This is a genomic window from Xylophilus sp. GOD-11R, from assembly GCF_033546935.1.
Taxonomy (GTDB): domain Bacteria; phylum Pseudomonadota; class Gammaproteobacteria; order Burkholderiales; family Burkholderiaceae_C; genus Xylophilus.
In genome coordinates this window covers 1,901,370-1,926,962 of the sequence record NZ_CP137854.1, presented here as the reverse complement: position 1 = coordinate 1,926,962, position 25,593 = coordinate 1,901,370, and the positions used below count along the sequence as shown (strand labels likewise).

Below are 25,593 nucleotides of genomic sequence, written 5' to 3'. Positions count from 1 at the left end.
CCATGCCGCATATTTCCCGGATCACCGGACTGGTGCTCGCCGGTGGCCGAGGCAGCCGGATGGCCGGCGCCGACAAAGGCCTGGTGACCTGGCAGGGCGAGCCCCTGGCGGCGCGTGCCCTGCGGCGGCTCCGGCCCCAGGTCGGCGATGTCGCGATCAATGCCAATCGGCATCTGGAGGTCTACCAAAGCTGGAACGTACCGGTCTGGCCGGATGCGGACGACGCCTTCGCCGGCCCCCTCGCCGGCTTGCTGGCCGGCCTGTCGAACTGCCGGACCGACTGGCTGGCCACCGTGCCCTGCGACAGTCCGCTCTTTCCGGCCGATCTGGTCGCGCGCCTGGCCCAGGCTGCAGACGAGACCGGCAGCCCGATCGCCATGGCGCAAGCCGGAGGCGCAGCCCAACCGGTGTTTCTGCTGGTCAACACTTCGCTGCGCGAAGAACTGGCGCAAGCCCTGTCCGCAGGAGAAAAGCGGGTGCGTCGCTGGGCGTCGTCACACGGCGCCACCATGGTCGATTTCGACGACAGCCAGGACTTCGCCAACGTCAACACGGCCGAAGAACTCGCCGCCCTGCCGCCGGACGGCGACCCGATCCAGCGCTAGATGCGCCCCAGCGCCTTGTCGACGCCCATGTTGGCCAGCGCATCGGCGCGCTCGTTGCCCGGGTCTCCGTTGTGGCCCCGGACCCAGCGCCATTCGATGGTATGGCCGCAGCTCGCCACCAGCTGGTCGAGCCGCTGCCACAGCTCCACGTTCTTCACTGGCTCCTTGCTCGCGGTGCGCCAGCCGCGCGCCTTCCAGCCCTTCACCCATTCGGTGATGCCCTTGAGCACGTACTGGCTGTCGATGTAGAGAGTGACCTTGCACGGCTTTTTCAGAGCTTGCAGCCCTTCGATCACCGCCATCATCTCCATGCGGTTGTTGGTGGTCAGCTTCTCGCCGCCGAACATTTCTTTATGGAGTTCGCCGGATTTCAGCAGAACGCCCCAGCCGCCCGGCCCTGGATTGCCTTTGCAGGCGCCGTCGGTATAGATCTCTACGTGGTTCAAGAAAAAGCTTCGCTACGAATCGGGATAAGAAGAGGAAGGACGCGGCCGTGGCACCGGCGACGGCGCGTGCCGGGCGACATTGTCGCGCCCCGCGACCGGCACGGCCGCCGGCTCCTTGCGCGCGGGTCGCGACTTCCAGGCCGGCGCGATCAGGCGCATGCCGGCGACGCGCTTGGTCGACACCATGAAGTACGCCGCACCGAGGATAGGCCACCAGCGGTCGCCCGCCGTGTCCATCCACCGAAAGCGATCGAGCCACTGCTGGCTGCGCACCGCTGGCCGAAAACCGCCGAACTGGCTGCTCTCGACCTCGAAGGACAGCAGGCGCAACCAGTCGCGCAGTCGGCGGTAGCCGATGCTGTCCTGCCGAACCGGCAAAAATCGCTGGCCCAGGCCGATACGCCCGAACAAATCGGCCCGCCGCTGCGCGACACCCCAAAGGCTGGCCGGATTGAAGCCGCAGATCACCAGCTTGCCGTCCGGCACGAGCACACGCTCTGCCTCGCGCAAGGCCGCGTGCGGGTCGGTGGCCAGATCGAGGGTATGCGGCATCAGCACCATGTCGAGGCTGGCGGTGTCGAACGGAAGCGCCGAAAAATCGGTGACCAGCGCATGCGCCCCACCGACCGCGGTGCGCTCGCCCGTCGCGGTGGCATGGCTGCCATCCACCGCGAGCCAGGTTCGCCGGACCCGACTCGACGCCAGCCCGTCGAGCGCCGGCAGCCCGAGCTGCACCCCGTGGTAGCCGAAGATGTCGTCCACCGCCGCGTCGAACCGCGACTGCTCCCAGGCCAGCAGATATTGACCCGCAGGCGTGGCGAACCACGACTGCAGGCTGGAGGTTTCAGCGCTTTGCATCGATCGACATCCCAGGCTGGTCCGGCGGGCAGGCCGGTGGTGCGACGTGGAACCGCGACAGGCGTCGCGGGCTGCCCGGCATTATTACCGCTGAGGCTATGAAGAGCCCAGGCTCGCGGCGCGTCCGGAAGCCGCAGCCGCAGCCCGTTCGGCACGCTGGAGCTCAGCGCCACCGGCCGCCAGCGCCTCCTCGTAACTCGAATAGTCGCGTTCGGACACCGAGATCGGCGAGGAGATGCTGTCTACCAGCATTTCGACTACCAGCCAGCGAAACGCCCCCGAAGCGTCCGTCGCGATCTGCAAGGCGTATTTGCCCATCGAATGTCCGTGAATGCTCATGGTGCCTCCGCGTGGTGTCGCGGCCTCGTGTCGATGGGAGTGGAAGCTGCTCGCGGCCGATTCAACGCAGTTTTCCGATCAGGCCCTGTGCATGCTGGCGATGTTGCTTCAACTCCGGCAGGGTCTTCACGGCAAAGGATTTCAACTCCGGATCGGTGGACTTCGCCACGGCGTTCTCGAACAGCCTGATGTCCTTGTCGTGGTCGTCCATGCCCACTTTCTGCACGAACTCCCGATCGAATTTCTCCGGCTGTTCCCGCTCCAGCCCCTGGACCCGGCCACGCAGCTCGTGCGGCAGTTCGCGCGGCAGCTCCATCGAACGGCTCGCCGCCAATTTCTCCAAAGCCACATTCGCTTTTTCGTGATCGCTCAGCAACATCTGCGCAAACGCTTTCACGTCCGCGCTCTGCGCCCGCTTCACCGCCACCTGCGCGGCCTGAACCTCGTACACACCCGCGTTGGCGGCGTCAGTGACGAAGCGCCGGTCGGTCTGGTTGAAGGCGCCATCGGCCTGGGCGAGGGTCGACAGGCACACCAATCCCAGGGCCGGAAGGTAGCGAAGGAACCTGGTCATTTGGATTCTTTCTCTTTGCGATTTTCCAGCGGCTCCATCTGCCACCGGTTGTCGGTTCCCTCGTCCTGGGGCACTGAATCCTCCGAGTTCGGTGGTCCGGGCTCCGCATCGGTCGAAGAATTCTTTTTTGCAGGTGAAGTGTTCATGACCCTGCTTTTCTGCCCACTCGCCACAGGCGCCTGTCAGCGTCGAACGAGGCTGTGCGTAGGCGCAAGGCGGCGGCCAAGCCCCCCGCCATGGTCTAATCGGCGGCTGTCGTGGAAACTCGATGCCCAAGGCGTCGAGGCAACGAAGTCATAATTCGTCGCTCATGTTCCTGGTCCCGCTGCCCGCTTTTTCCGACAACTACATCTGGATGCTGCGCGACGCGCAGCGGGCCGTCGTAGTCGACCCCGGCGAAGCGGCCCCCGTGCTGGCCGCGCTGCAGGCCGACGGCCTCCGGCTCGAAGCCATCCTTGTCACCCATCACCATGCCGACCACACCGGCGGCGTCGCCGAACTGCGCGAAGCCACCGGCTGCCGCGTGATCGGCCCGGCCGCCGAGGCCGTACCGGAGCCGGCCGAGCGGGTGAGCGGCGGCGACACCGTCGACGTGCTGGGCATCCGCTTCGAGGTGCTCGACGTGCCCGGCCACACCGCAGGGCATATCGCCTTCTACGGTGCCGACGCCGGCGGCGAGCCCGTCGTCTTCAGCGGTGACACGCTTTTTTCGGCCGGCTGCGGCCGCATCTTCGAGGGCACGCCGGCGCAGATGCTCGCGTCGCTCGATGCACTGGCCGCCCTGCCAGGCGCCACCCGCGTCTGCTGCGGCCACGAATACACGCTGTCCAACCTCAGGTTCGCGCGGGCCGTCGAGCCCGGCAACGCGCATGTCGCCGACCACACGCGGCGTTGCGAGGCCCTGCGCGCCGAGGGCCGCCCCACGCTGCCCTCGCCGCTATCGACCGAACGCGCCATCAATCCATTCCTGCGTAGCCGCGAGGCCGACGTCATCGACGCGGTTCGCCGCCACGCACCCGCCACCCCGGACGACGAGACCGCCGTGTTCGCGTCCCTGCGCCAATGGAAAAACGAATTCCGATGAAGCTGCTGCTGTCTGTCTGGCTCTCCCTCGGCGCCCTGGTGCTGGGCGGTTGCGCCGCCCCCGCCGGCCCGAACGCCACCAATTCCGCCGATCCGACCGACGCCGCCCCGGTCGCGGTCCACAAGCCGGTCTACCCGACCGGGGCCCTGCAACCCATCACGGCCGGCAGTGCCAACCGCCTGGCGGTCGCGCCGCTCGCGCCGCCAGCCGACCTGTGGGAGCGAATCCGGCGCGGCTTCGCCATGGAGGATCTCAACAACGACTTGGTGCGCGACCGCGAGCAGTGGTATTCCACCCGGCCGGACTACATCCAGCGCATGACCGAGCGCTCCAGCAAGTACCTCTTCCACATCGTCGAGGAACTCGAGCGGCGTGGCATGCCGACCGAACTCGCCCTGCTGCCCTATATCGAGAGCGCCTTCAACCCGCAGGCCGTCTCGAGCGCCAAGGCCGCTGGCATGTGGCAGTTCATGCCGGCCACCGGCAACGACTACCAGCTCAAGCAGAACATGTTCCGCGACGACCGGCGCGACGTGTTGGCGTCCACCCGCGCGGCGCTCGACTATTTGCAGCGCCTCTACGGCATGTTCGGCGACTGGCAGCTGGCCCTGGCCGCCTACAACTGGGGCGAAGGCAGCGTCGGCCGCGCCATCGCCAAGAACCAGAAGGCGGGCCTGCCGACCGGCTACGAAGACATCACCATGCCGGCTGAAACCCGCATGTACGTGCCCAAGCTGCAGGCAGTCAAGAACATCGTGGCGCATCCGGAGCAGTTCAATGCCGAGCTTCCGCTGATCGAGAACCACCCCTACTTCCAACAGGTCGAGATCACCCGCGACATCGACATCGCCCTGGCTGCCAAGCTGGCCGGCGTGAAGCTCGAGGATTTCAAGGCGCTCAACCCGTCGATGCGCCACCCGGTGATCCTGGCCGCCGGCACCACCAACATCCTGCTGCCCTGGGACAACGCCGCCGTCTTCCGCCGCAACCTCGACGCCTACAGCGACGGCCAGTACGCCAGCTGGACGGCCTGGACCGTGCCCGCCACCCTGTCGGTCACCGCCGCCGCCGCCAAGGTGGGCATGTCCGAGCAGGACCTGCGGGCGGTCAACGGCATTCCGCCGCGCATGGTGATCAAGGCCGGCTCCACCTTGGTGGTGCCGCGTACCTCGTCCATGCAGGACGACGTGGACGCCGACGTCGCCGAAAGCGGCAAGCTTGCCCTGGCGCCCGAAATCGTCACCAAGCGCACCGTCGTCAAGGCCGGTCGGCGCGACAGCGTGGCCACCGTGGCCAAGCGCTACAGCGTGGCCACCAGCGACGTCGCCAACTGGAATTCGGTCAGCCCGTCCACCACTTTCAAGGCCGGGCAGCAGCTCATCGTCTACCTGCCGGTGCGCCCGCACGCACCGTCGGGCTCGCCCTCGGCGCGCGGCCCGGCGCGCAACGGCCACGTGGCGGCACGCGCCGTCGTCAAGTCTGGCCCGGCGGCCAAGGCGCCTGCTGCCAAGGCACGCGCGGCCGCGCCGGCCAAGCGAAAGCGCTGATCGATCCGGCCGGCGACGCCATCCACCGGCCGCACCCTCACACCGCGCCGGCCGGCTCCCGGTTCACCTGCGTTGCCAGCGGCAGGCCCGCCTGGAACAGCGCGGCGTTCTCCAGAAACCGCAGCACCGACGCGTGGATCGCCTGCGGCGAAATACCGCCGATGTGCGGCGTGAGAACCGCGTTGTCGAAAGCCAGCAGCGCCGCCGGTGGCGTCGGCTCGTGCTCGTACACGTCGAGCGCGGCCGCCGAGATGCGTTTCTCGCGCAAAGCTTCGGCGAGGGCGGCGGTGTCCACCAGCGTGCCGCGCGCGATGTTCACGAGCACGCCCTGCGGCCCCAGCGCGTCGAGCACTTCTCGCCCGACGATGTGATAGGTCGCCTGGCCGCCCGGCGCCGCGATCACGAGGAAATCGCACCACGTTGCCAGCGACACGATGTCGTCGAACCAGCGGAAACCGGTGTCGTCGCGGCGGCTGCGGCTGTGGTAGCCGATCTCCATGTCGAAGCCTTGTGCGCGTTTGGCGATCTGCCGACCGATCGCGCCGAGCCCGAAGATGCCCATGCGCCGGCCGCTCACATGTGGCGGGCGCGGAATGTCGTCGCGCCACAGGCCGTGGCGCACGCCATCGTTGAGAAAAGGCAGGCGCCGGATCGCCGCCAGCAGGATCGCCATGGCGTGATCGGCCACCGCCGCGTCGTTGGTGCCCGCCGCGTTGCACACCGGAATGCCGCGCGCGTTGGCCGCGTCCAGCGCCACGTTCTCGTAGCCGACGCCGACCGTGCAGATCAGCTCCAACGCCGGCAGGTCGGCAATCTCCGAGGCCAGCAAGCCGTTGGTGCCGTTGGTCAGCACGAAGCGGATCTCGGCGCCGCGCGCCGCGATCTGCGCCGCGCCGTTGGAGCGGTCGGCGCCGAGCTGCTCGTTGGGCGCATAGATCATGTCGAAGCGCTCGGCGACCAGCGCGCGATGCTCTTCGGAGAGAAACACCAGGACGAGAAGAGTCGGTTTCATGGACGGGTTCGCCTCCTCAGTCGACATTGGCGCCGGACAGCTTCACCAGCTTGCCCCACTTCACGATCTCGGTGCCCAGCACCTGCTTGAACTCGGCCGGCGAATTGCCCACCGGCGTGGAGCCCTGGTCGGCCAGCGTCTTGCGCACACCCGGATCCTGCAGCACCTTGCGCACCGCCGCGTTGAGCCTGTCGACCACCGCCGGCGGCGTGCCGGCCGGGGCGAAGACGCCGTTCCACAGCACCACCTCGAAACCGGGCAGCGCCTCGGCCACGGCCGGCACGTCCGGCAGGCGGCTGGAGCGCGTCTTGGTGGTCACGCCCAGGGCGCGCAGCTTGCCGCTGTCGATATAGGGCAGCACCTCGACCAGCGGCGAAAACACCGCCTGGATCTGCCCGGCCAGCAGGTCGGCGTTGGCCGGCGCGCCACCCTTGTAGGGCACGTGCACCATCTCGCCCTGGGCCATGCTGTTGAACAACGCGCCGGAGAGATGCTGCGAGGTGCCGTTGCCGGCCGAGCCGTAGTTGACCACCGCCTTCTTCTGCTTCACCAGCTCGACGAATTCCTGCAGGTTCTTCGCCGGCACCTTGTCGTTGACCATCAGCACATTGGGAATCAGCGCCACCTGCGAGACCGGGATCAGTTCCTTTTGCAGGTCGAAGCCCATGCTCTTGTAGAGCGTGACGTTGGTGGCGATGGTGCTGGTGTGCATCAGCAGGGTGTAGCCGTCCGGCGCGGACTTGGCCACATAGGCCGAGCCGATGTTGCCGCCCGCGCCCGCCCGGTTGTCGACGATGACGCTCTGGCCGAGTTCACCGCTGAGCTTCTCGGCGATGAGGCGCGCCGTGGTGTCGGTGCTGCCGCCGGGGGCCAGTGGAACCACCATGGTCACGGTGCGCTCCGGCCAGTCGGCATGGGCGGCAGCGGCAGCCAGCGCCAGCGCGCCGGCCAGCAGTCCTCTGCTGAAAAAGGGAATGGTCTTCATGGCTTTGTCTCCGTCTTTTCTAGTGTTCGACCGCGAATGCTGGAGCAGCGTCAGCGCTGCCCGTCACCTACCGAGATCTTGTCGGCGCGCAGGCCGCCCAGGCGCTCGTGCACCCGGCTGCCGGTGGACATCACCAGTGCATACAGCAGCTCATTCGGGCGCGGGCTGTCGATGGCACCGACGTCGACGGTGCTGAAATGGCTGCGTACGTAGCAGGCTTCGATGTGGTGCAGCGGAATCTGCAGACGGGTGCCGGCCGAGGCCACCACCTTGGCCGCCGGCACGATGGACTTGGCCTTGGGCAGGTTGGCGCGCATCGGCCAGCCGCCGGCTTCGTGCCAGATGGCGCCGTGCTCGAGTTCGCCGTTCAGGCCCACGATGGCGCCCTTGCCGTAGGCCTCGATCTTGTCGGCCCCGCCGAGCGCGGCCAGCAGTTCGGGCACCAGTTCCTTGGCCATCTCGGTGGCGTCCTTCACCAGGCCGGAAAGATCTTCCACGTAGCGGCCGGCATAGGGGTTGTCGATGACGACCGCGATGCTGCCCATGCGGATCGGCTCGGCGCGCGGCGGGCCGCCCTCGTGGTAGATGGACTCGACGTTGAGCAGCTTCTTGCGAATCTTGATGAGGGACATTGGACGGTTCCTGTCGGTTGAGATGAAGAGATGAAAACGGGACCGCGACGCACCGGTCGCGACCCTGGGGATGAGAAACGCCGCCTACTGCGGCTCCATGCCGGCTTCGCGGAACACCCTGGCCCACTTGGCGATGTCGGTGTTGATCAGCTGGCCGAACACCGCCGCACTCGAAGGCTTTGGCGTGAGCCCCGCCGTCTCGAAGCGCTTCTGCACGGCCGGATCGGCCAGCACCTCGAGCACGGCGGCATTCACGCGCTGCACCACCGCCGCCGGAATGCCCGCCGGCCCGGCCATGCCGAACCACACGGTCAGGTCGTAATCCGGCAGACCGGCTTCGGCGAGCGACGGCACCTCGGGCGCCAGCGGAGAGCGCTGTCTGGAGGTCACGCCCAGCGCCGTCACCCGCCCGCTGCGGGCCTGTTGCAGGCCGTTGACCATGTCGGCGATGGTGAACTGCACCGTGCCGCCGACCAGGTCGGTCATCACCTGCGGCACGCCGCGGTAGGCGACCGGCGTGGCCTCGAACTTGCCCATGGACACCACCTGCGCCGCGCACAGCTGCGAGCTGCCGGAGCCGTAGCCATACGACAGCTTGCCGGGGTGGGCACGCCCGTAGGCGATCAGCTCCTGCAGCGTGTTGACCGGGATCGACTTGCTCGCCACCAGCATGAAGGGCGCGTCGGCCACGGTGGCGATCGGCGTGAAGTCCTTGCGCGGGTCGTACTGCAGCGCCTTGAAAGCACTGACGTTGCTGGCGCCGGTGCTCACGCCCACCATGAACAGCGTGTAGCCATCGGGCGCCGCCTTCACCGCCGACACGGTGCCGACGATGCCGTTGGCGCCGGCCAGGTTGTCGATCACCACCGGCTGACCGAGCTTGGCCGCCATGCCGTCGGATAAGGCACGCGCCACCACGTCGGTGATGCTGCCCGGCGGAAACGGCACGATCAGCCGCACCGGCTTGTCCGGATAGGCGGCCAGCGATGCCAGCGGCAGTGCACACAGAAGCGCCGCGAGCAGCCGGCGCTTCACTTGGCCTCTCCGAACTGCACGCCGGCCCATTCCTCAAAATGGCGCATGGGGTACAGGTTGTCGCGCTGCGCATCGCCCTGGGTGATGGCGAAGGCCAGAAACTGGCGCGCCGCCGGGCTCACCAACATCGGCGCACCGAGCTTCTCGGCTTCGTCGATGCACATCTTGATGTCCTTGTGCAGCAGCTCGGTGGTGAAGCGCACCGGAAAGCTGCGGTCCAGCGCGCACTGGGGAATGCGCTCCAGCGTGGCGAAGGAGCGGCCGCTGGAGACGTTGATCACGTCCAGCATGGTCTTGGAATCCAGCCCCGCCTTCACGCCGTAGACCAGGGCCTCGCAGCTGGCCACCATGCTGGTGGCGTAGAGCGTGTTGTTGATGATCTTCATCGTCTGGCCCAGCGTCGGGTCGGCGCCCAGGTAGAAGATGTTCTTGCCCAGCACCCGCAGCAGCGGCTCGACCAGTTCGTAGGCCGCCTGGGGGCCGGCGGGCATCACCGCCAGCGTGCCTTTTTCGGCGGCGACGGTGCCGCCGGACACCGGCGCGCCGACCAGCGCAATGCCGCGCGCCGACAGCAACGCCTCGACCTCGCGCGTTACCGACGGCCCGGTGGTGGAGAGGTCGACCACGGTGCGCACCGCGCTGCCCTGCGCCACCTCGGCGGCCACGTCGGCCACGATGCGCGGCAGCGGCAGGCAGAGCAGCACCACCTCGGTCTGAGAGGCCAGTTCGGTGGCGCTCGCGACACCGGTGGCGCCCTGGTCGACCAGCCGCTGTTGCGCGGCCTGGTTGCGGTCGTGTACCAGCAGTTCGTGGCCGGCGGCCAGCAGGCGGTTGCCGAAGTGCACGCCGATGTTGCCCAGGCCGATGAGTCCGATTTTCATGTCGTTGTCTCGCTTGTCGTTTGGATGGAGGAAGTGGTGGATTCGTATTCGGAGGCGTAGCCCAGGCGCTGCAGCGCGGCATCCACCCAGGACGTGTCGAGCCGGCCGGCCGCGATGTCGCGGATCGTGTCCTGCTCCTGGTCGTTCTTGGCGGCGGCGGCGGCCAGCAGCGCTTCGGCCTGGTCGAAGGGCACGCAGAGCAGGCCGTCGGCATCGCCCAGGATCAGGTCGCCGGGCTCGATCACCATGCCGTCGAGGGCGATCGCCACGTTGATCTGGCCGGGGCCGTCCTTGTAGGGGCCGCGGTGGGTGACGCCGGCCGCGTAGACCGGAAAGGCCGAGGCGGCCAGCGTGTCGGCGTCGCGGATCGCGCCGTTGATGACGATGCCGGCGATGCCCCGGCTGGCCGCGTAGCCGCTCATCAGCTCGCCGATGATCGCGTTGGTGAGGTCGCCGCCTGCGTCCACCACGATCACGTCGCCGGGCTGGGCGAGGTCGAGCGCCTTGTGCACCAGCAGGTTGTCGCCGGGACGGGTCTTGACGGTGAAGGCCGGGCCGGCGAGCCCGCCGCCACGGTGCATCGGCCGCAGGCGCGGGCCACCGGCGGTGATGCGCATCATGCAGTCGCTGACGTTGGCCACCGGAATGCGCCGGAAGCGCGCGACGAGGTCGGCGCTCACCTGCCGGCGCCGCCTGAGAATTTGGATCTGGCTCATGCTGCTTGTCTCTCTTTTTGATTTGCCGGATGCAAATCTAGGACGGGCAGCACGCCCCGGCCAGTGCCGTTTTGGGGGTGGGGTATAGCTTGGGGTTAAGGGTGGGCGCGCGGGCGCGCTCGCGGCGCTACATCGTTTTCCAGCCTTCGACGCTCGGCCGCGCCAGCATGCGGGCATGCCACGCATGCAAGGCGCTCAGCTCCGGCGGTACCGCCACGCGCACGATTTCGGCGAAGACCAATCCGCCGAACAACGTGATGTCGGCCATCGAGAAAACCTCGCCTGCCACGAAGGACTGCGTTTTCAGCACCGAGTCGAAATAGCGCATGCCACGCAGCGCCTTGTCGCGCTGGCGCAGGCCCCACTCGGCGTTCTGATAGAGCTCGACCGTCGGGCCGAGGCCCGGCGTGGCGTGATGGAAATACACGCTGATCGCGTCGAGCACTTCCAGCTCGGCGCGTCTGCTCATCATGTGGATGGTTCCCTTCTCGAACGCCGTGGTGCCGGTGAGGGTGGGCTGGCCATCGAGGTGATCGAGATACTCGGTGATGGCGGTGCATTCGGCGATGAAACTGCCGTCGGCCAACTCCAGCACCGGCAAGGTGCCGGAATAGTTGATGGCCAGAAAACCAGGCTGCTTGTGTTCGCCCTTGAGCAGGTCGACCGAATGGAAACGAACCTGCGGCTGCAGGCCTTTTTCGGCGACCGCGATTCGCACACGAGCCGGGTACGGTCCCGTGTGCCAGTCGTGAATGGTCATGCCGATAAAGGGCTGCAGGTCGGATGGACTGTCGGTACTCATGCCGCGCTCCTATCTATCGATTGATAGGTAAATCTTAGGGGCCGCAATCACCAAGCGTCAACCCCTATCTATCAATTGATAGTTTTGAATCGACAACCTAAAATCGTTTTCTTCCGTTTCTTCGAAAGGCCCGCATCCTTGAGCACCAATGCCCGTGAGGCCATCCTCGCCGCCGCCCGTCGCACCGCCCAGGCGCGTGGCTACAGCGGCCTGAATTTCCGGGATCTCGCAGCCGATGTCGGCATCAAGAGCGCCAGCATCCACTACCACTTTCCCACCAAGGCCGACCTGGGCGCGGCGGTCGCGCAGCGCTATTGGGAAGACACGGCCGCTGGCCTGGAGACGATGGTCGATGAAACGGGAGACCCCGCCGCCTGCCTGCGGCGCTATCCGGAAGTTTTTCGTCGCTCGCTCGAAAACGGCAACCGCATGTGCCTGTGCAGTTTCATGGCTGCCGAATACGACGACTTGCCGGATCCGGTGAAGCTCGAAGTCCAGCGATTCGCCGACGTCAACGTGGCCTGGCTGGCTCGCATGCTCGTCGCCATGGGCGTCGAAGATGCCCAAGCCATGCAGCGTGCCCGGGCGATCTTCGCGGCCATCGCGGGCGCTCAGTTGATGGCACGCAGCCGTGACGACGTCGCCCTCTTCGACACCCTGGTCGACGGTTACCGCGCGGCCGGGTTGCTGCCGGCGTGAGTTCGTGCCGACCGTTTCGCGTCAGGACCCCGGCCGGCCGCCGGCGACCGTCTCGCGCAGCAGCTCCGCAAACTTGTCCGCATGCGTCTGCCCGTTGTCGAAGGCCGAGCGCACGATGCTCGGCACCAAGCGGATCTCGTCGGCCAGCGGCAGCACCAGCAGGTCGTTCCAGGCCATGCCCTCCACCGTGAACTGATCCACCATCGCGATGCCCGCGCCGGCGCGCACCAGCGCACAGGCGACGTCGGTCTCGTGGATGTCGACACGTGAGACCAGTGGCACGCCAGCCTGGCGAAAGGCGGCCGTCACCATCTGTCCGAAGGCGATCGACGGGTGATGGGCAATGAGCGTGAAACGCGCCAGATCGCCGATAGCCACCGATGCCATCTGCGCGAGCTCGTGCCCGCGCGGCACCACGCAGACCATGCGGCCCTCGGTGAAGGGCTCCATGCGCAGGTTGGGATGCTCCAACGGCAGCACCGACACCGCCAGGTCGACGGTATTGCTCAGCACTTCCTGCGCCATGCCGGCCAGCAGCGTCGTGCGCAGGTTGACGCGGATATTGGGATAGCGCTGCACGAAACGGGTGACCACGCGCGGCACCAGGCTGCGGCTGAGGCAGGGGCTCGAGGCGATGTTGAGCGTGCCCGACGGCCCGGCCGCCAGCCCGCGCGCGAAGTCGTCCACCCGCAGCGCCTGCTTGTAGAACTCGTCCACCTCACGGAAAAGCGCCTCGCCCTCGGGCGTCGGCACCAGCTTGCCCTTGATGCGGCTGAAGAGCGAAAGCCCCAGCGTTTGCTCGGTGTGCGACACGATCCGGCTGATCGCCGGCTGCGAGGTGAACAGCAGTTTGGATGCACCGCTGATCGAGCCGGTCAGCATGACGGCGCGAAAGACTTCCATCTGTCGGAGCCTGAATTTCATGGCTTGTCTCTTCTTGGTTCGGCGCGGAACTTAGCACGACTGATACATAGGAGTTGCAAAGTGCAACAGGCATCCGACGGCCGGTGCCTAGCATGACATCGCCTTTTTCCATAACGCATAACAAGGGCGCCCCACGCGCCCGTACAGGAAGCATGTCATGTCCCATGACTCAGCACGGCGCGGATTCCTGCGCCGCTCGATCGCGATCGTCCCCGCCACGGCCGTCGCCGCCGGCTGCTCTCCCACCCCACCGCCCGCAGCCTCCGCGCAACCGACCGCATCTGCCGGCAACGCGACGCCCGCGGCCTACACGCCCCGCTACTTTCATCCGCCCGAATGGGCCTTCGTGCAGGCGGCCGTCGCCCGCCTGATTCCCGCCGACGCCGAAGGCCCGAGCGGCATCGAGGCCGGCGTGCACGAGTTCATCGACCGCCAGATGGACGAAGTCTTCGGCCACGCCGCCATCTGGTACACGCAGGGCCCGTTCGCCGACGCGCCACCCGAGTTCGGCTACCAGGGCCGCCTGCCGCCGCGCGATGTGTACCGCGCCGGCATCGCCGCCTGCGACGCCCATTGCCGGCAGGCCTTCGACGGCAAGACGTTCGCCCAGCTCGAACCCGCCCGGCAGGACGAGGTGCTCGCGGGCATGGAGACCGGCGCCATCGTCTTCACCGATGTCGACAGCAAGACCTTCTTCGGTTTCCTGCTGCAGAACACCAAGGAAGGCTACCTCGCCGACCCGATCCACGGCGGCAACCGCAACGGCGTGGCCTGGCAGATGATCGGTTTTCCCGGCGCGCGCGCCGATTTCGCCGACTGGGTCGGCCGGCCCGGCGTGCAATACCCGCTGCCGCCGGTCACCATCGCCGGCCCGCAGGCCTGAAAGGAAGTCGCAACCCATGGCTTCCATCAAGAAACCTTCGGTCGATGCGGTGCTGGTCGGCTTCGGCTGGACCGGCGCCATCATGGGCATGGAACTCACCGACGCCGGCCTGCACGTGCTGGCGCTCGAACGCGGCGAGATGCGCGATACGGTGCCGGATTTCGCCTATCCGCGCATCACCGACGAGCTGAGCTACGGCATCCGCGGCAAGCTCTTCCAGAACCTCGCCCGCGAGACGGTGACGGTGCGCCACAACCTCGGCGACACCGCCCTGCCCTATCGGCAACTCGGCTCCTTTCTGCCGGGTGACGGCGTGGGCGGCGCCGGTGTGCACTGGAACGGCCACCACTGGCGCCCGCTTCCCGACGACCTGCGCCTGCGCAGCAAGTACGAGGAGCGCTACGGCAAGAAATTCATTCCCGCCGGCATGCAGCTGCAGGACTTCGGCGTGACCTACGAAGAGATGGAGCCGCACTTCGATCGCTTCGAAAAGATCGCCGGCATCTCCGGCCGGGCCGGCAACATCCGCGGGCAAATCCAGCCCGGCGGCAATCCTTTCGAGGGCGCACGTTCCAACGACTTCCCGCTGCCCCCGCTGGCCAGCATCAACAGCGCCCTGCTGTTCGAAAAGGCCGCGCGCGAGCTCGGCTACCACCCCTTCCCGCAGGCAGCCGCCAACGCGTCGAAGGCCTACACCAATCCGCATGGCGCGCAGCTCGGCCCCTGCAACTTCTGCGGCTTCTGCGAGCGCTACGGCTGCTACAACTACGCCAAGGCCTCGCCGCAGACCACCCTGCTGCCCACGCTGCTGCACCGCGACAACTTCGAGCTGCGCACCCGCTCGCACGTGACCCGGGTCAACATGTCTGCCGACGGCAAGCACGCCACCGGTGTCACCTACATCGACGCGCAGGGCCGCGAGGTGGAACAGCCGGCAGACCTCGTGATCCTCTGCGCCTACCAGTTCCACAACGTGCGGCTGATGCTGCTGTCGGGCATCGGCAAACCCTACGACCCGGCCACCGGCCAGGGCGTGGTCGGCCGCAACTACGCCTACCAACTCAATTCCGGCGTCAGCCTGTTCTTCGACAAGGACCAGCCGATGAACCCCTTCGTCGGCGCCGGTGCCAGCGGCAGCGTCATCGACGATTTCGACGGCGACAACTTCGACCACGGCCCGCTCGGTTTCGTGGGCGGTGCCAGCATCAACTGCATCACCACCGGCGGCCGGCCGATCCAGCAGATGGCCCTGCCCGAGGGCGCGCCCGCCTGGGGCGGCGGCTGGAAGAAGGCGATCAAGGACAACTACCGCTACACCGCCAGCGTGGGCAGCCAGGGCTCGGTCATGTCCTACCGCGAGAACTACCTCGATCTGGACCCGACCTACAAGGACGCCTACGGCCAGCCGTTGCTGCGCATGACTTTCGACTGGCGTGCCAACGACATCGCGATGACGCAGTTCATCTCGTCGAGGTGCGAGCAGATCGCCAAGGCCATGGCCCCGAAGTCGTACCGGGTCAACGCCCGCAAGCCGGGCGACCACTACGACCTGCGCGTCTACCAGTCCACCCACAACACCGGCGGCGCGGTGATGGGCACCGACCCGAGTACCAGCGCCATCAACCGCTACCTGCAGGCCTGGGACGTGCCCAACGTCTTCGTGATGGGCGCCAGCGCCTTCCCGCAGAACTTCGGCTACAACCCGACCGGCATGGTCACCGGGCTGGCGTACTGGTCGGCCAAGGCGATCCGGGAACGCTATCTCAAGAGCCCGGGAGGAGCCCTGGCATGAGCGCGCGCACCCCACTCTCGGCGACGCCGCTGCTGGCCGTGGCGATGGCCGCCTTGCTGGCCACAGGCGCCCGGGCCCAGACCCCTGTGCCGACCACCGGTGGTGCCACCAGCGGCGAGCGGGTATCGGCGCCCAGGGCGCCGGTCTCCAAAGACCCGCAGGTGCTGCGCGGCCAGTACCTGGCGCAGGCCGGCGACTGCATCAGCTGCCATACCCGGCCGCAGGGCGCGCCCTTCGCCGGCGGCCTGCCAATGCAAACGCCCTTCGGCACCATCGTCTCGACCAACATCACGCCCGACCCGGACCAGGGCATAGGCGCCTATACGGTCGAGGACTTCGGCCGCGCACTGCGCAAGGGCCGGGCACGCGACGGGCATTACCTCTACCCGGCCATGCCCTACACCAACTTCGCCCGGCTGTCGGACGAGGACGTGGCCTCGCTCTATGCGTACTTCAAGCAGGGCGTGGCGCCGGCCCGGCAGGACAACCCCGAGACCGCATTGAAGTGGCCCTACCGCATGCGCTGGCTGATGGCCGGCTGGAACCTGCTCTACCTCGACGGCGCACCCTACGCCGCCGACAGCGCGCAGAGCGCCGAATGGAACCGCGGCGCCTACCTGGTGCAGGGCCTGGGCCACTGCAGCGCCTGCCACACGCCGCGTGGATTCACCGGTGCCGAGAAGGCCGCGTCCGAGAAAGGCGGCGACGTGTTCCTGTCCGGCGCGCTTGTCGACGGCTGGTACGCCCAGCCGTTGCGCGCCAGCGCCCTGCCGGGGCTGGCGACCTGGTCGCGCGACGACATCGTCGACTACCTGCGCACCGGCCGGAACCCGCACACCGCCGCCTTCGGACCCATGGCCGAGGTGGTCGCCAACAGCACGCAGCACATGAGCCGGGAAGACCTGGCCGCCATGGCGAGCTATCTGCAGGCCATACCGCCGGCCAAGGGAGCGAGCGCCACGGCACCGGCCGCACCCGCGCCCGACGCCACCGCCGCCGCGCTGCACGACGGCCAGGTGCCGGAGCGCGGCGCCATGGTCTACCTCAACAACTGCGCGGCCTGCCACCGCTCCGACGGCCAGGGCGCGGCGCGCACTTTCCCGGCGCTGGCCCGCAGCAGCGCGGTGGCCGCCGCCGATCCCACCTCGCTGATCCGCATCGTGCTGCGCGGTTCGGCCATGCCGCACACCACCGACTCCCCGGCGGCCCTGGCCATGCCGGGCTTCGGCTGGCGTCTGCAGGATGCCGACGTGGCCGACCTGCTGAGCTTCGTGCGCAAGAGCTGGGGCAACGCGGCCGGTGCGGTGCAGCCGGCGCAGGTGGCCACCGTGCGGGCCTCGCTGCCCAAGTAGCCCAATCGGTGCTTTTACGCACATACGGCGGGTGGTCGCCGGAGTCAGACTGGCGGCTGTTCCGACCACGACCACCCGAACCGACATGAGCACCATCACCACCACCGCGCCGAGCGCGCAGTTTTCCCGCGACGACTGGGCCCGCCTGGTCCTGCGCCTGACCCTGGGCATCCTCACGCTGCTGCACGGCATCGCCAAGCTGCAGAGCGGCCCGGGCTTCGTGCTCGGACTGGTGCAGCAGGCCGGGCTGCCCTCCTTCGTGGCCTACGGCGTCTACATCGGCGAAGTCATTGCGCCGGCGCTGGTCATCGTCGGCCTGTTCACCCGGCCGGCGGCGCTGATCATCGTCGTCAACATGCTGGTCGCCTTCAGCCTGGTGCATCTCAGCCAGATCTTCACCCTGGGCAAGCAGGGCGGCTGGGCGCTCGAGCTGCAGGGCTTCTTCCTGTTCACCGCGGTGACGGTGGCCTTGCTCGGCGCCGGCCGCTTCAGCCTCGGCGGCAGCGCCGGCCGCTTCAACTAGGCCAGCGTCACGCCGATCCGTCGCGCGCCGCGGCCACCTGGCCGGCAAGGCGCTCGACATCGGTCACCACCAGCGCCGCGCCCTCCTTGCGCAGCAGGCCCGCGCGGGTGAGCGATGCCAGCTCGCGGGTGACCTGCTCCCGGTTGGTGCTGATGCGGCTGGCCAGCGGCGCATGGCGCGGCGCGGGATCGAGCCGCGCCTGGTTGCCCGACACCCCGGCCTCGCGCGACAGGCGCAGCAGCTCGGCCTGCAGCCGGTCGCCCACCGCCAGCGTGCTGAGGTCGATCACCCGGTCGCTCAGCTCGCGCACCAGTGCCGCCAGTCGCCGCAGCATGCGTTCGGCCACCAGCGGCTCGTCGCGCAACAGGGCCAGGAAACCGTCACGCCCCAGGCTGGCCACCACGCTGGGTTCCAGCGCGTGCACGTCGGCCGAACGCGGGCCCTCGTCGATCGCGGCAAGGTCACCGAAGAGCTCGCCCGGCCCGTGGTCGCGGAAGGTCACCTGACGCCCCGCCGCCGAGTAGATGGCCACCCGCACCCGACCGGACACGATGAAGAACACCTCCGGCTCGCCGCGTGCTGCCGCCCCGTCGGCCGAGCGCAGCAGCAGCGGATGGCGCGCCGCCACCTGGTGCCAGCGGCAGTCCTGCGCCAGCCGCGCAAGACGGCTCTCCGACAGGCCCTCCAGCAAGGCGACGGTGCGCAGGGCGAGGCTGGATCGGTGGACAGGCGTGTTCATGCGGCATTCGGCGGTGGCACTGAATTATGCTGACGCGCTCCCCATGACAGACGCACCGGCCCGCCCCACCCTCCGCGATCGCCTGCCCACCCAGCGCGGCCTGCGCTGGACCAGCGGCCTGGTGCTGCTGGCCTACGTCGCCCTGCATCTGCTCGACCACGCCCTGGGCCTGGTCTCGCTGGCCACCGCCGAATCGGCGCTGGATGCCGCGCACCGCTTCTGGCACAGCCTGCCCGGCACCGCCCTGCTCTACGGCGCCGCCGGCGTGCATCTGGCCCTCGCCTTCGCCGCCGTGTGGGAACGCCGCAGCCTGCGATTGCCGCCGGCCGAGGCGGTGCGGCTGCTGTTGGGTTTCGCCCTGCCCCTGCTGCTGGCCGGCCATCTGGCCTCGATGCGCTGGGCCTACGAGGCCTACGGTCTGGACCCGACCTACGCCCGTGTGGTGCGTGGCCTGTGGAGCCCGAACGCCGCCGCCTTCCAGATGGGCATGATGGCCGCCGCCTGGGCGCACGGCTGCCTGGGCGTGCACATGGCCCTGCGTGCCCGTCGGGCCTGGCAACGCGTGTTGCCCGGCTTCGTCTGCCTGGCCGTGATGCTGCCGGTGCTGGCCGCGCTCGGCTTTCTGGCCATGGGCCGCGAGATCGCCTGGACCGACGCCCCGGCCCGCATGCTCGACGCCACCGAAAGCCGCGAAGTCAACCGCGTGGCCCGCGAAGCCATGGTCGTCTACGCCGGCATGGTCGGGCTGCTGCTGGCAGGCCGTGCGCTGCGCCATCGGGTGGCGCGCGGTCGCGCGGGCGGGTCGATCCGGCTGCGTTACCCGGGCCGCCAGGTGCGCGTGGCGCGCGGCACCAGCGTTCTGGAAGCCAGCCGCATGCACGGCATACCGCATCTGTCGATCTGCGGCGGCCGGGCGCGCTGCTCCACCTGCCGGGTGCGGGTGGAAGGCCCGCCCGGCGCCCTGCCGCCGCCCGGCCCCGACGAGGCGCGCACCCTGGCGCGCGTGAGAGCACCGGCCGATGTCCGTCTGGCCTGCCAGCTGCGGCCTGAAGCCGACATCACGGTGCTGCCGATCTTCGTGCCCGGCGCGCGCGAGGCCGCCGGCCGCGCCGGGCGCGAGCGCGACGTGGCCATCCTCTTCGTCGACCTGCGGCGCTGGTCGGGCCTGTCCGAACGCCAATGGCCCTTCGACCTGGTCTATACGCTGGACCGCTATTTCGAGATCGTCGGCGGCGCGGTGCGCGACAGCGGCGGCGTGGCCAACCAGTTCATCGGCGACAGCGTGATGGCCATCTTCGGCCTGGAAACCGACCTGCCTGCCGCCTGTCGTCAGGCCGTGGCCGCCGCCACGCTGATCGACCGGCGCCTGCAGGCCTGGAGCCAGGACTTCGAAGCCGAATTCGGCCAGCGCATCGACTTCGGCATGGGTCTGCACGCCGGCCGCACCGTGGTGGCCGAAGTGGGCTGGCAGCAGAGCACCACCTTCAGTGCGGTCGGCGAAGTGGTCAACACCGCGAGCCGGCTGCAGGACCAGGCCAAGACATCGGCCTCGCGGCTGGTGGTGTCGGTATTCGTCGCCGAGCAGGCCGGACTGGCCGAGCTGCCGGGCCGGCGCGAGCGCGTAGCCGTGCGCGGCCGGGCCGAGCCGCTGGACGTGCTGCACGTCGCCACGCTGTAGCGCGAATCGCCATCTGAAAAAACCGGTGCGCTGGCGCACATCGCGGCGCAAGACGGGGGTCCAGACTGCCATCCGTGGTTCGCGACTTCCGCGACCACGGCCAAGACAAAGGACCATCCAGATGAAGACCTTCCGGACTCTCGCTTTTTTCTCCGCCGCTGCTGCCACGCTCGCCTTTGCCGGCACCGTCCACGCGCAGGGCACGACCGCCGCCAGCACCGCCGAAGCAACGGCCATCAGCCGCGCCGAAGTCGAGGCCGACCGCAACCTGTGGCTGCGTTCGGGGCTCGCCGCCTATGCCGGCAGCCAGGCCGCCGACGACGCTGTGCCCGGCTACACCGCCAGCAAGACCGCTTACCGTGCCGCGCGCAGCGGACCTTCGTGGCAGGCCGAGCTGGCCAGGGTGCAGGGGCGCACGGCCGCGTCCGTGGCCAGCGTGCCGGCTACCAGCAAGGCCGAATGAAACCGACGGCCTGCCGCGGTCAGGCTTCGAACCGCTGCTTGGCGCGCCGGGCGAAATCGTTGGTGTAGAGCCGGCGCAGGTCGATATGCGCCTGGGCCAGCTCGGGCTCGAAACCGCTGGCCGCACGCAGCACCGTGGCCGGCCCGTCCTCGGCCAGCAGGCCGTCGGGCGAGATCGCCTCGCGCACCTTCTGGAATGCCGCCAGGTAGAGCGCCCGGTCCTCCTGCAGGTAGTAGGCGGGCACGGTCTTCACGATGTCGCCGGGGCTGGCCGTCTGCAGCCATTTGAGCGCACGCACCATCGCGTCGGTCAACGCCTGCACCGTCTGCGGCCGCTGGCGCAGAAAGGCCTCGGGCGCATACAGGCAGCCGGCCGGCATCGGGCCGCCGAAGAGCGAGCGCGTGTCCTTGAGTGTGCGGGTGTCGCTGATGACGCAGACCTCGCCCTTCTGCTCCAGCTGGGTCACCAGCGGATCGAGCGTCGCGATCGCATCGATCTGTCCGTCGCGCAAAGCCTTGGCGGCGGAGGCGCCCAGCCCGACGGGCACGAAAGTCATGTCGTTTGGCCGCAGGTTGCCGCGCGTCAGCAGCATGCTCGCGGCCAGGTGCGTGGTGGCCCCCATGGCCGACACCCCGATGCGCTTGTTGCGCAGGTCCTCGAGACGTCGGTAGTCGGGCAGCGACTGCAGCGATACGGCGGTGACCACCTGCGGTGCGCGCCCCTGCACCACGAAAGCGGTGCAGAACTGGTTGCGACTCTGCAGGCTCAGCGTGTGCTTGAACGCCCCCGCGCTCACATCGGCCCGACCGGAGAGCAGCGCCTGGATGGCGGCCGCGCCAGTGCCATAGTCGTCGATCTGCACCTGCAGTCCGGCGGTGGTGAAGTAGCCAAGGCGCTCGGCGATGGTCAGCGGCAGGTGGTAGAGGCTGGCTTTTTCGCCGACCGAGATACGCACCAGCGGCTTCTCGGGTTTGGTCTGCGCGCGCAGCACCGGCACGGCCAGCGCAGCCGCGCCGAGCGCCGCGCCGGCGGTGAACACCCGGCGGCCCGGCCGAAAGGAATCGATGAAGGCCATCGCGAATCAGCTTAAATCCGCACCAGCACGGGGCGAATCCGGGACATCCCGTTGCGGGTTAACCAGCACCCGTCGCGCCGGATTTCAGCGATAGCCGACGAACAGCAGTCCGACGTTGACGAAGAAAGCGCCCATGTAGAGCGCGCTGCGCAGGCTGGCGAGATCGGCGAGGTAGGACGCGACATACGCGATGCGCAGCACGATATAGGCCAGCGCCAGCCCGTCGATCCAGCCCTGCGATGCCTGCAACTGGTGCGCGATGACCACCGCGCCGATGAAAAACGGCAGGTTCTCGAACGAATTGGTCTGCGCCGCATTGGCGCGCGCCCGGTAGCCCTTCTGCTGCGACAGCCAGGTGCGCGGATCGTGGTTGTCGAATTTGCCCGCCTTGGCGATGCCGGCACAGACGATCGGCATCAGCACCGCCACCAGAATGCACCAGTAGGCCAGGGTGAAGTGCGGCAGGTGGGCGACATCGGCCATGGGAAAAACTCCGGTTGGGGGTATCAGCGCCGGTCGGCCAGCGCGTGGGCGATGGTGCCCAGGTCCACGTATTCAAGCTCGCTGCCTGCCGGCACGCCACGTGCCAGTCGCGTGGTACGCAGCCCGCGCGCCTTGAGCCCTTCGGCCACCACATGTGCCGTCGCCTCGCCCTCGGCGGTGAAGTTGGTCGCCAGGATCACCTCGGCGGTCACGCCGTCGGTGGCGCGGTCGAACAACTGCTGCAGTCCGATGTCCTTCGGCCCGATGCCATCGAGCGGCGAAAGCCGCCCCATCAGCACGAAGTAAAGCCCGCGAAACGCCCCGGTACGTTCCAGCGCCGCCTGGTCGGCCGGCGTTTCCACCACGCAAAGCCGGGTCGCGTCGCGGTCCGGATCGCTGCAAACTGAGCAGACCTCGCTCTCGGTAAAGGTATGACACCGCGCGCAATGCCGCACGGTGGAAGTGGCCTGGTGCAGCGCCTGCGACAGCAACTCGGCCCCCGCCCGATCGTGCTGCAGCAAATGAAAAGCCATCCGCGAAGCCGACTTCGCCCCCACCCCCGGCAAGCGCCGAAGCGCCGACACCAGCGCGTCGACCGACCCGAGATCAGCCATCAGTACATCCCTGCTCAATTCCAACCAGCGAAACCATGCCGAGCCCGCCGAGCGCCATACCCACCCTCCGGAGGGCGCGCAGCGCGCCGACTGTCGTTGAGGCGTGGCAGCGAGGCTACGCCGAGCCAGCCCGCCGCCCCCGGACGGGGGTAGGCGGCCACACGCAGTGGGCAAGCCTGGGGGAGATCCAAGCCTTCGAGCCAGCCCGCCGCCCCCGGACGGGGGTAGGCGGCCACACGCAGTGGGCAAGCCTGGGGGAGAGCCACAGCTAGAAGGGAAATTTCATGCCGCCAGGCAAGCCCGGCATGCCGGCGGTGATCTTGCCCATCTTCTCCTGCGAGGTCTCCTCGGCCTTGCGCACTGCCGCATTGAAGGCAGCGGCCACCAGGTCTTCGAGCATGTCCTTGTCCTCGGCCAGCAGGCTGGGGTCGATGGTGATGCGCTTGACGTCGTGCTTGCAGGTCATCAGCACCTTGACCAGGCCGGCGCCGGATTCGCCCTCGACCTCGACATTGGCGAGTTCGTCCTGTGCCTTCTTCAGGTTGTCCTGCATGGCCTGGGCCTGCTTCATGAGGCCGGCGAGCTGTCCCTTGTTGAACATGATTCGAAAAATCCTTGCAAAGCGATGGAAAACGGAAAGAAAACGGAAATCAGGCCGCCGTGCTGGTACTGCTGCCCGCGTCCTGCAGCGGCCGGACCTTGAGGGATCCAGGGACGATCTTGGCCCCGAAGTCGCGCATCATCTCCTGCACGAAGGGATCGTTGGTGACGATCTCCTCGGCCTGGCGCTGACGCGCGGCAGCGGCGGCCGCGTTGCGGCGCGCCGGGCTGTCGACGACGGTACCGACCTCGATCGACAGCATATCGGCATGGCCGCCTGCCGCGAGCGCGGCACGCAGCCGCTCACGGGTATTGGGCGTGTTAAGCGAAGCGCTTTCCACCCGCAGCATCCAGTGTGCGCCGTCGCGCGCCAGCAGTTGCGACTGCAGTGCGAGCTCACGGACCAGGGCGGTGATCGCCTCGGCGCGCACCAGCGCGCGCACTGTGTCATACCAGGCCTCGCCTTCCGCAGTTGGCGTAAAAGTCGCGGCCGGGGCCGCGACATCGGCGCGGGGTCCGGTACGCGGGCCGGCCAGCGGCTGCTGGCGGACCGGTACCGACAGCACGTCGGATGCCTCGGCTTCAGATTCGGCGCGCCCTGCCCCGCCCGATACCGGTCCCGGGCCGGACTCGCGTACCGGCAAGGCCGCCAGCGGCGGACGGGAAGGTGGCGACTGCGGAGCAGGCACAGACGAGTCGGCCTCGCCCGGATCGCCGTCCTCGAAAAACGGTGGCGGTTCGTTGTCGTCTCGTGCCGACGCCGGCGATGTTGCCGCCGGCGCGGCATCGACCGGTGCGACGGGCGGTGTGGACTCGACCGGCGACCGGGCCACTTCGACAGCCGTTACAGGCTCGGCAACGTCTTGCGCCGGCACGACGACATCGCCGTCACCGTCCGGATCGACATCGACGCTCAGGGACTCGGTCACCTCAGGTTCGGCCACCGCAGCAGGCTCGGCCGGCGACGGGGCCACAACCACCGGCGCAGGCACCGGAACCTCGGCGATCGTCGCGGGCACGGGCTTCTCGACCGGTGCCGCGACCGCTGCAGACGGCGCGTCAACCGGCCGCTGCGCGACTTTCAGAGTTTTTTTTTCCGTCGAGGCCGCATCCGACGCCGGCTTGAAGGCCAGCAGCCGCAGCAGCACCATGGTGAGCGCGGCGTATTCGTCGGGCGCCAGGCCCAGCTCGCCCCGGCCATGGATGCAGATGCTGTAGAGCAGTTGCGTCTCGTCGGCCGGCATCGTGTCGGCCAGCCGCACGGTTTCGGCCGCCTCGGCATCGGCGGGCGCAGCGGCGCGTTGCGGCACCGCCTGCATCACCGCCATGGACTGCAGCACCGCCGCCATGTCTTCGAGCGTGGACGCGGCCGAGAGCCCGTTGGCGCGCAAGGCCTCCACCGTCTCGACGACCGTCAGGCCGTCGCCCATGGCCAGTGCCTCGATCAAGCGAAAAACATGGGACCGATCGACGCTGCCGAGCATGCGGCGCACCGTCTCTTCGCGCACCTCGCCGCCACCGAAGGCGATGGCCTGGTCGGTGAGCGACAGCGCATCGCGCATCGAACCGCGCGCCGCCCGCGCCAGCAGGCGCATGGCCTGCGCGTCGGCCGGAACGCTCTCGCGGCCCAGCACATCGGCCAGATGGGTTTCGACCGTTTCGGGCGCCATGGGCCGCAGGTTGAACTGCAGGCAGCGCGACAGCACCGTCACCGGCACCTTTTGCGGGTCGGTCGTGGCGAGCACGAATTTCAGGTATTCGGGCGGCTCCTCCAGCGTCTTCAGCATCGCGTTGAACGCGGTGTTGGTGAGCATGTGAACCTCGTCGATCATGAACACCTTGAAGCGACCGGCCACCGGCTTGTAGACCGCCTGCTCCAGCAGCGACTGGACCTCGTCCACGCCGCGGTTGGAGGCCGCGTCGAGTTCGGTGTAGTCGACGAAGCGGCCGGCGTCGATGTCGCGACAGGCCTGGCACACGCCGCAAGGCGAATCGGTGATGCCGCCGGTGCCGTCGGGGCCGGTGCAGTTGAGCGCCTTGGCCAAAATGCGCGACACCGTGGTCTTGCCCACGCCGCGCGTGCCGGTGAACAGGTAAGCGTGGTGCAGTCGCTGGGTCTGCAGGGCATTGGACAGGGCCTGCACCACGTGCTCCTGCCCCACCATTTCGGAGAAGTTCCGGGAGCGGTATTTGCGGGCGAGCACGAGATAGGACATCGGCGCATTTTACGGACCTGGCGGACCGCATCCGGC

Annotated in this window: 29 protein-coding genes; 10 read left to right on the top strand and 19 right to left on the bottom strand. The window is 68.4% G+C overall.

Translation table 11 applies throughout. The features are described from left to right. The first annotated feature begins 2 nt into the window (after positions 1-2). Complete coding sequence (mobA, locus tag R9X41_RS09035) at positions 3-605, top strand: molybdenum cofactor guanylyltransferase MobA (protein WP_318634542.1); 603 nt, start codon at positions 3-5, stop codon at positions 603-605. Here mobA and rnhA read toward each other — a convergent pair. From rnhA to R9X41_RS09010, 5 genes are all read right to left on the bottom strand, one after another. Continuing rightward, positions 602-1,051: a ribonuclease HI gene (gene rnhA, locus R9X41_RS09030; protein WP_318634541.1), complete on the bottom strand. Its 450-nt coding sequence runs from the start codon at positions 1,049-1,051 to the stop codon at positions 602-604. The genes mobA and rnhA overlap by 4 nt on opposite strands. Positions 1,052-1,063: 12 nt before the next feature. After that, the gene (locus tag R9X41_RS09025; protein WP_318634540.1) at positions 1,064-1,909 is read right to left on the bottom strand and encodes a class I SAM-dependent methyltransferase; all 846 of its coding nucleotides are present in this window, start codon (positions 1,907-1,909) and stop codon (positions 1,064-1,066) included. 96 nt (positions 1,910-2,005) lie between these two features. Next, entirely contained in the window at positions 2,006-2,248 is a 243-nt protein-coding gene (locus R9X41_RS09020; protein WP_318634539.1) for a hypothetical protein, read from the bottom strand. Positions 2,249-2,309: 61 nt separating this feature from the next. Next, positions 2,310-2,822, bottom strand: coding sequence for a DUF4142 domain-containing protein (locus R9X41_RS09015; protein WP_318634538.1), 513 nt, complete (start codon positions 2,820-2,822; stop codon positions 2,310-2,312). After that, on the bottom strand, positions 2,819-2,968 hold the full coding sequence (locus tag R9X41_RS09010) for a hypothetical protein (RefSeq protein WP_318634537.1): 150 nt from the start codon (positions 2,966-2,968) through the stop codon (positions 2,819-2,821). Before R9X41_RS09010 ends, R9X41_RS09015 begins: the two co-directional genes overlap by 4 nt. A gap of 164 nt (positions 2,969-3,132) precedes the next feature. On the opposite strand from R9X41_RS09010, the gene gloB reads away from it, so the two are divergent. After that, positions 3,133-3,906 (top strand): hydroxyacylglutathione hydrolase, encoded by a 774-nt coding sequence (gene gloB / locus R9X41_RS09005; protein WP_318634536.1) that lies wholly within the window; start codon positions 3,133-3,135, stop codon positions 3,904-3,906. Then, positions 3,903-5,453 carry a transglycosylase SLT domain-containing protein gene (locus tag R9X41_RS09000; RefSeq protein ID WP_318634535.1) on the top strand — a complete coding sequence of 517 codons (1,551 nt, stop codon included), beginning with the start codon at positions 3,903-3,905 and terminating at the stop codon, positions 5,451-5,453. The genes gloB and R9X41_RS09000 overlap by 4 nt, the downstream gene beginning before the upstream one ends. A gap of 37 nt (positions 5,454-5,490) precedes the next feature. On the opposite strand, the gene R9X41_RS08995 is transcribed toward R9X41_RS09000, so the two are convergent. The 7 genes from R9X41_RS08995 to R9X41_RS08965 all read right to left on the bottom strand — a co-directional run bounded on the left by R9X41_RS08995 (position 5,491) and on the right by R9X41_RS08965 (position 11,474). Continuing rightward, entirely contained in the window at positions 5,491-6,465 is a 975-nt protein-coding gene (locus R9X41_RS08995; protein ID WP_318634534.1) for a 2-hydroxyacid dehydrogenase, read from the bottom strand. 16 nt (positions 6,466-6,481) lie between these two features. Then, positions 6,482-7,450, bottom strand: a complete 969-nt coding sequence (locus R9X41_RS08990) for a tripartite tricarboxylate transporter substrate binding protein (protein ID WP_318634533.1) — start codon at positions 7,448-7,450, stop codon at positions 6,482-6,484. Between the two features lie 50 nt (positions 7,451-7,500). Then, the gene (locus R9X41_RS08985) at positions 7,501-8,082 is read right to left on the bottom strand and encodes an amino acid synthesis family protein (RefSeq protein ID WP_318634532.1); all 582 of its coding nucleotides are present in this window, start codon (positions 8,080-8,082) and stop codon (positions 7,501-7,503) included. An 84-nt stretch (positions 8,083-8,166) separates the two neighbouring features. Continuing rightward, positions 8,167-9,147 carry a Bug family tripartite tricarboxylate transporter substrate binding protein gene (locus R9X41_RS08980; RefSeq protein ID WP_412556675.1) on the bottom strand — a complete coding sequence of 327 codons (981 nt, stop codon included), beginning with the start codon at positions 9,145-9,147 and terminating at the stop codon, positions 8,167-8,169. Beyond that, on the bottom strand, positions 9,114-9,998 hold the full coding sequence (locus R9X41_RS08975) for an NAD(P)-dependent oxidoreductase (protein WP_318634530.1): 885 nt from the start codon (positions 9,996-9,998) through the stop codon (positions 9,114-9,116). Before R9X41_RS08975 ends, R9X41_RS08980 begins: the two co-directional genes overlap by 34 nt. Further along, the gene (locus R9X41_RS08970; RefSeq protein WP_318634529.1) at positions 9,995-10,714 is read right to left on the bottom strand and encodes an RraA family protein; all 720 of its coding nucleotides are present in this window, start codon (positions 10,712-10,714) and stop codon (positions 9,995-9,997) included. Before R9X41_RS08970 ends, R9X41_RS08975 begins: the two co-directional genes overlap by 4 nt. 127 nt (positions 10,715-10,841) lie before the next feature. Then, on the bottom strand, positions 10,842-11,474 hold the full coding sequence (locus R9X41_RS08965; RefSeq protein WP_412556699.1) for a glutathione S-transferase: 633 nt from the start codon (positions 11,472-11,474) through the stop codon (positions 10,842-10,844). A gap of 180 nt (positions 11,475-11,654) precedes the next feature. Here R9X41_RS08965 and R9X41_RS08960 point away from each other — a divergent pair, with 180 nt between their 5' ends. Then, positions 11,655-12,215 carry a TetR/AcrR family transcriptional regulator gene (locus tag R9X41_RS08960; RefSeq protein WP_318634527.1) on the top strand — a complete coding sequence of 187 codons (561 nt, stop codon included), beginning with the start codon at positions 11,655-11,657 and terminating at the stop codon, positions 12,213-12,215. A 21-nt stretch (positions 12,216-12,236) separates the two neighbouring features. Here R9X41_RS08960 and R9X41_RS08955 read toward each other — a convergent pair whose 3' ends face one another. After that, a complete protein-coding gene (locus R9X41_RS08955) occupies positions 12,237-13,139 on the bottom strand; it encodes a LysR family transcriptional regulator (protein ID WP_318634526.1) in 903 nt (300 codons plus the stop codon). A gap of 157 nt (positions 13,140-13,296) precedes the next feature. Between R9X41_RS08955 and R9X41_RS08950 the strand changes: the two genes are divergently transcribed. The 4 genes from R9X41_RS08950 (at position 13,297) to R9X41_RS08935 (ending at position 17,689) form a co-directional block, all read left to right on the top strand. After that, positions 13,297-14,022 carry a gluconate 2-dehydrogenase subunit 3 family protein gene (locus tag R9X41_RS08950; RefSeq protein WP_318634525.1) on the top strand — a complete coding sequence of 242 codons (726 nt, stop codon included), beginning with the start codon at positions 13,297-13,299 and terminating at the stop codon, positions 14,020-14,022. A gap of 16 nt (positions 14,023-14,038) precedes the next feature. Next, positions 14,039-15,814, top strand: coding sequence for a GMC family oxidoreductase (locus R9X41_RS08945; protein WP_318634524.1), 1,776 nt, complete (start codon positions 14,039-14,041; stop codon positions 15,812-15,814). After that, on the top strand, positions 15,811-17,166 hold the full coding sequence (locus tag R9X41_RS08940; protein WP_318634523.1) for a c-type cytochrome: 1,356 nt from the start codon (positions 15,811-15,813) through the stop codon (positions 17,164-17,166). The genes R9X41_RS08945 and R9X41_RS08940 overlap by 4 nt, the downstream gene beginning before the upstream one ends. An 85-nt stretch (positions 17,167-17,251) precedes the next feature. Further along, positions 17,252-17,689, top strand: a complete 438-nt coding sequence (locus tag R9X41_RS08935) for a DoxX family protein (RefSeq protein WP_318634522.1) — start codon at positions 17,252-17,254, stop codon at positions 17,687-17,689. A gap of 7 nt (positions 17,690-17,696) precedes the next feature. On the opposite strand, the gene R9X41_RS08930 is transcribed toward R9X41_RS08935, so the two are convergent. Then, entirely contained in the window at positions 17,697-18,428 is a 732-nt protein-coding gene (locus R9X41_RS08930; RefSeq protein ID WP_318634521.1) for a Crp/Fnr family transcriptional regulator, read from the bottom strand. 43 nt (positions 18,429-18,471) lie between these two features. Between R9X41_RS08930 and R9X41_RS08925 the strand changes: the two genes are divergently transcribed. Beyond that, a complete protein-coding gene (locus R9X41_RS08925) occupies positions 18,472-20,106 on the top strand; it encodes an adenylate/guanylate cyclase domain-containing protein (protein ID WP_318634520.1) in 1,635 nt (544 codons plus the stop codon). A gap of 121 nt (positions 20,107-20,227) precedes the next feature. Next, positions 20,228-20,569 (top strand): hypothetical protein, encoded by a 342-nt coding sequence (locus tag R9X41_RS08920; RefSeq protein ID WP_318634519.1) that lies wholly within the window; start codon positions 20,228-20,230, stop codon positions 20,567-20,569. 19 nt (positions 20,570-20,588) lie between these two features. On the opposite strand, the gene R9X41_RS08915 is transcribed toward R9X41_RS08920, so the two are convergent. The 5 genes from R9X41_RS08915 to dnaX form a co-directional block, all read right to left on the bottom strand. Continuing rightward, positions 20,589-21,644 (bottom strand): ABC transporter substrate-binding protein, encoded by a 1,056-nt coding sequence (locus R9X41_RS08915; protein WP_318634518.1) that lies wholly within the window; start codon positions 21,642-21,644, stop codon positions 20,589-20,591. An 84-nt stretch (positions 21,645-21,728) separates the two neighbouring features. Beyond that, positions 21,729-22,127, bottom strand: coding sequence for an MAPEG family protein (locus R9X41_RS08910; protein WP_318634517.1), 399 nt, complete (start codon positions 22,125-22,127; stop codon positions 21,729-21,731). Between the two features lie 23 nt (positions 22,128-22,150). After that, a complete protein-coding gene (gene recR, locus R9X41_RS08905) occupies positions 22,151-22,741 on the bottom strand; it encodes a recombination mediator RecR (RefSeq protein WP_318634516.1) in 591 nt (196 codons plus the stop codon). Between the two features lie 268 nt (positions 22,742-23,009). Then, positions 23,010-23,342 (bottom strand): YbaB/EbfC family nucleoid-associated protein, encoded by a 333-nt coding sequence (locus tag R9X41_RS08900; protein WP_160550459.1) that lies wholly within the window; start codon positions 23,340-23,342, stop codon positions 23,010-23,012. A gap of 49 nt (positions 23,343-23,391) precedes the next feature. Further along, positions 23,392-25,557: a DNA polymerase III subunit gamma/tau gene (dnaX, locus tag R9X41_RS08895; RefSeq protein WP_318634515.1), complete on the bottom strand. Its 2,166-nt coding sequence runs from the start codon at positions 25,555-25,557 to the stop codon at positions 23,392-23,394. Between the last annotated feature and the right edge of the window lie 36 nt (positions 25,558-25,593).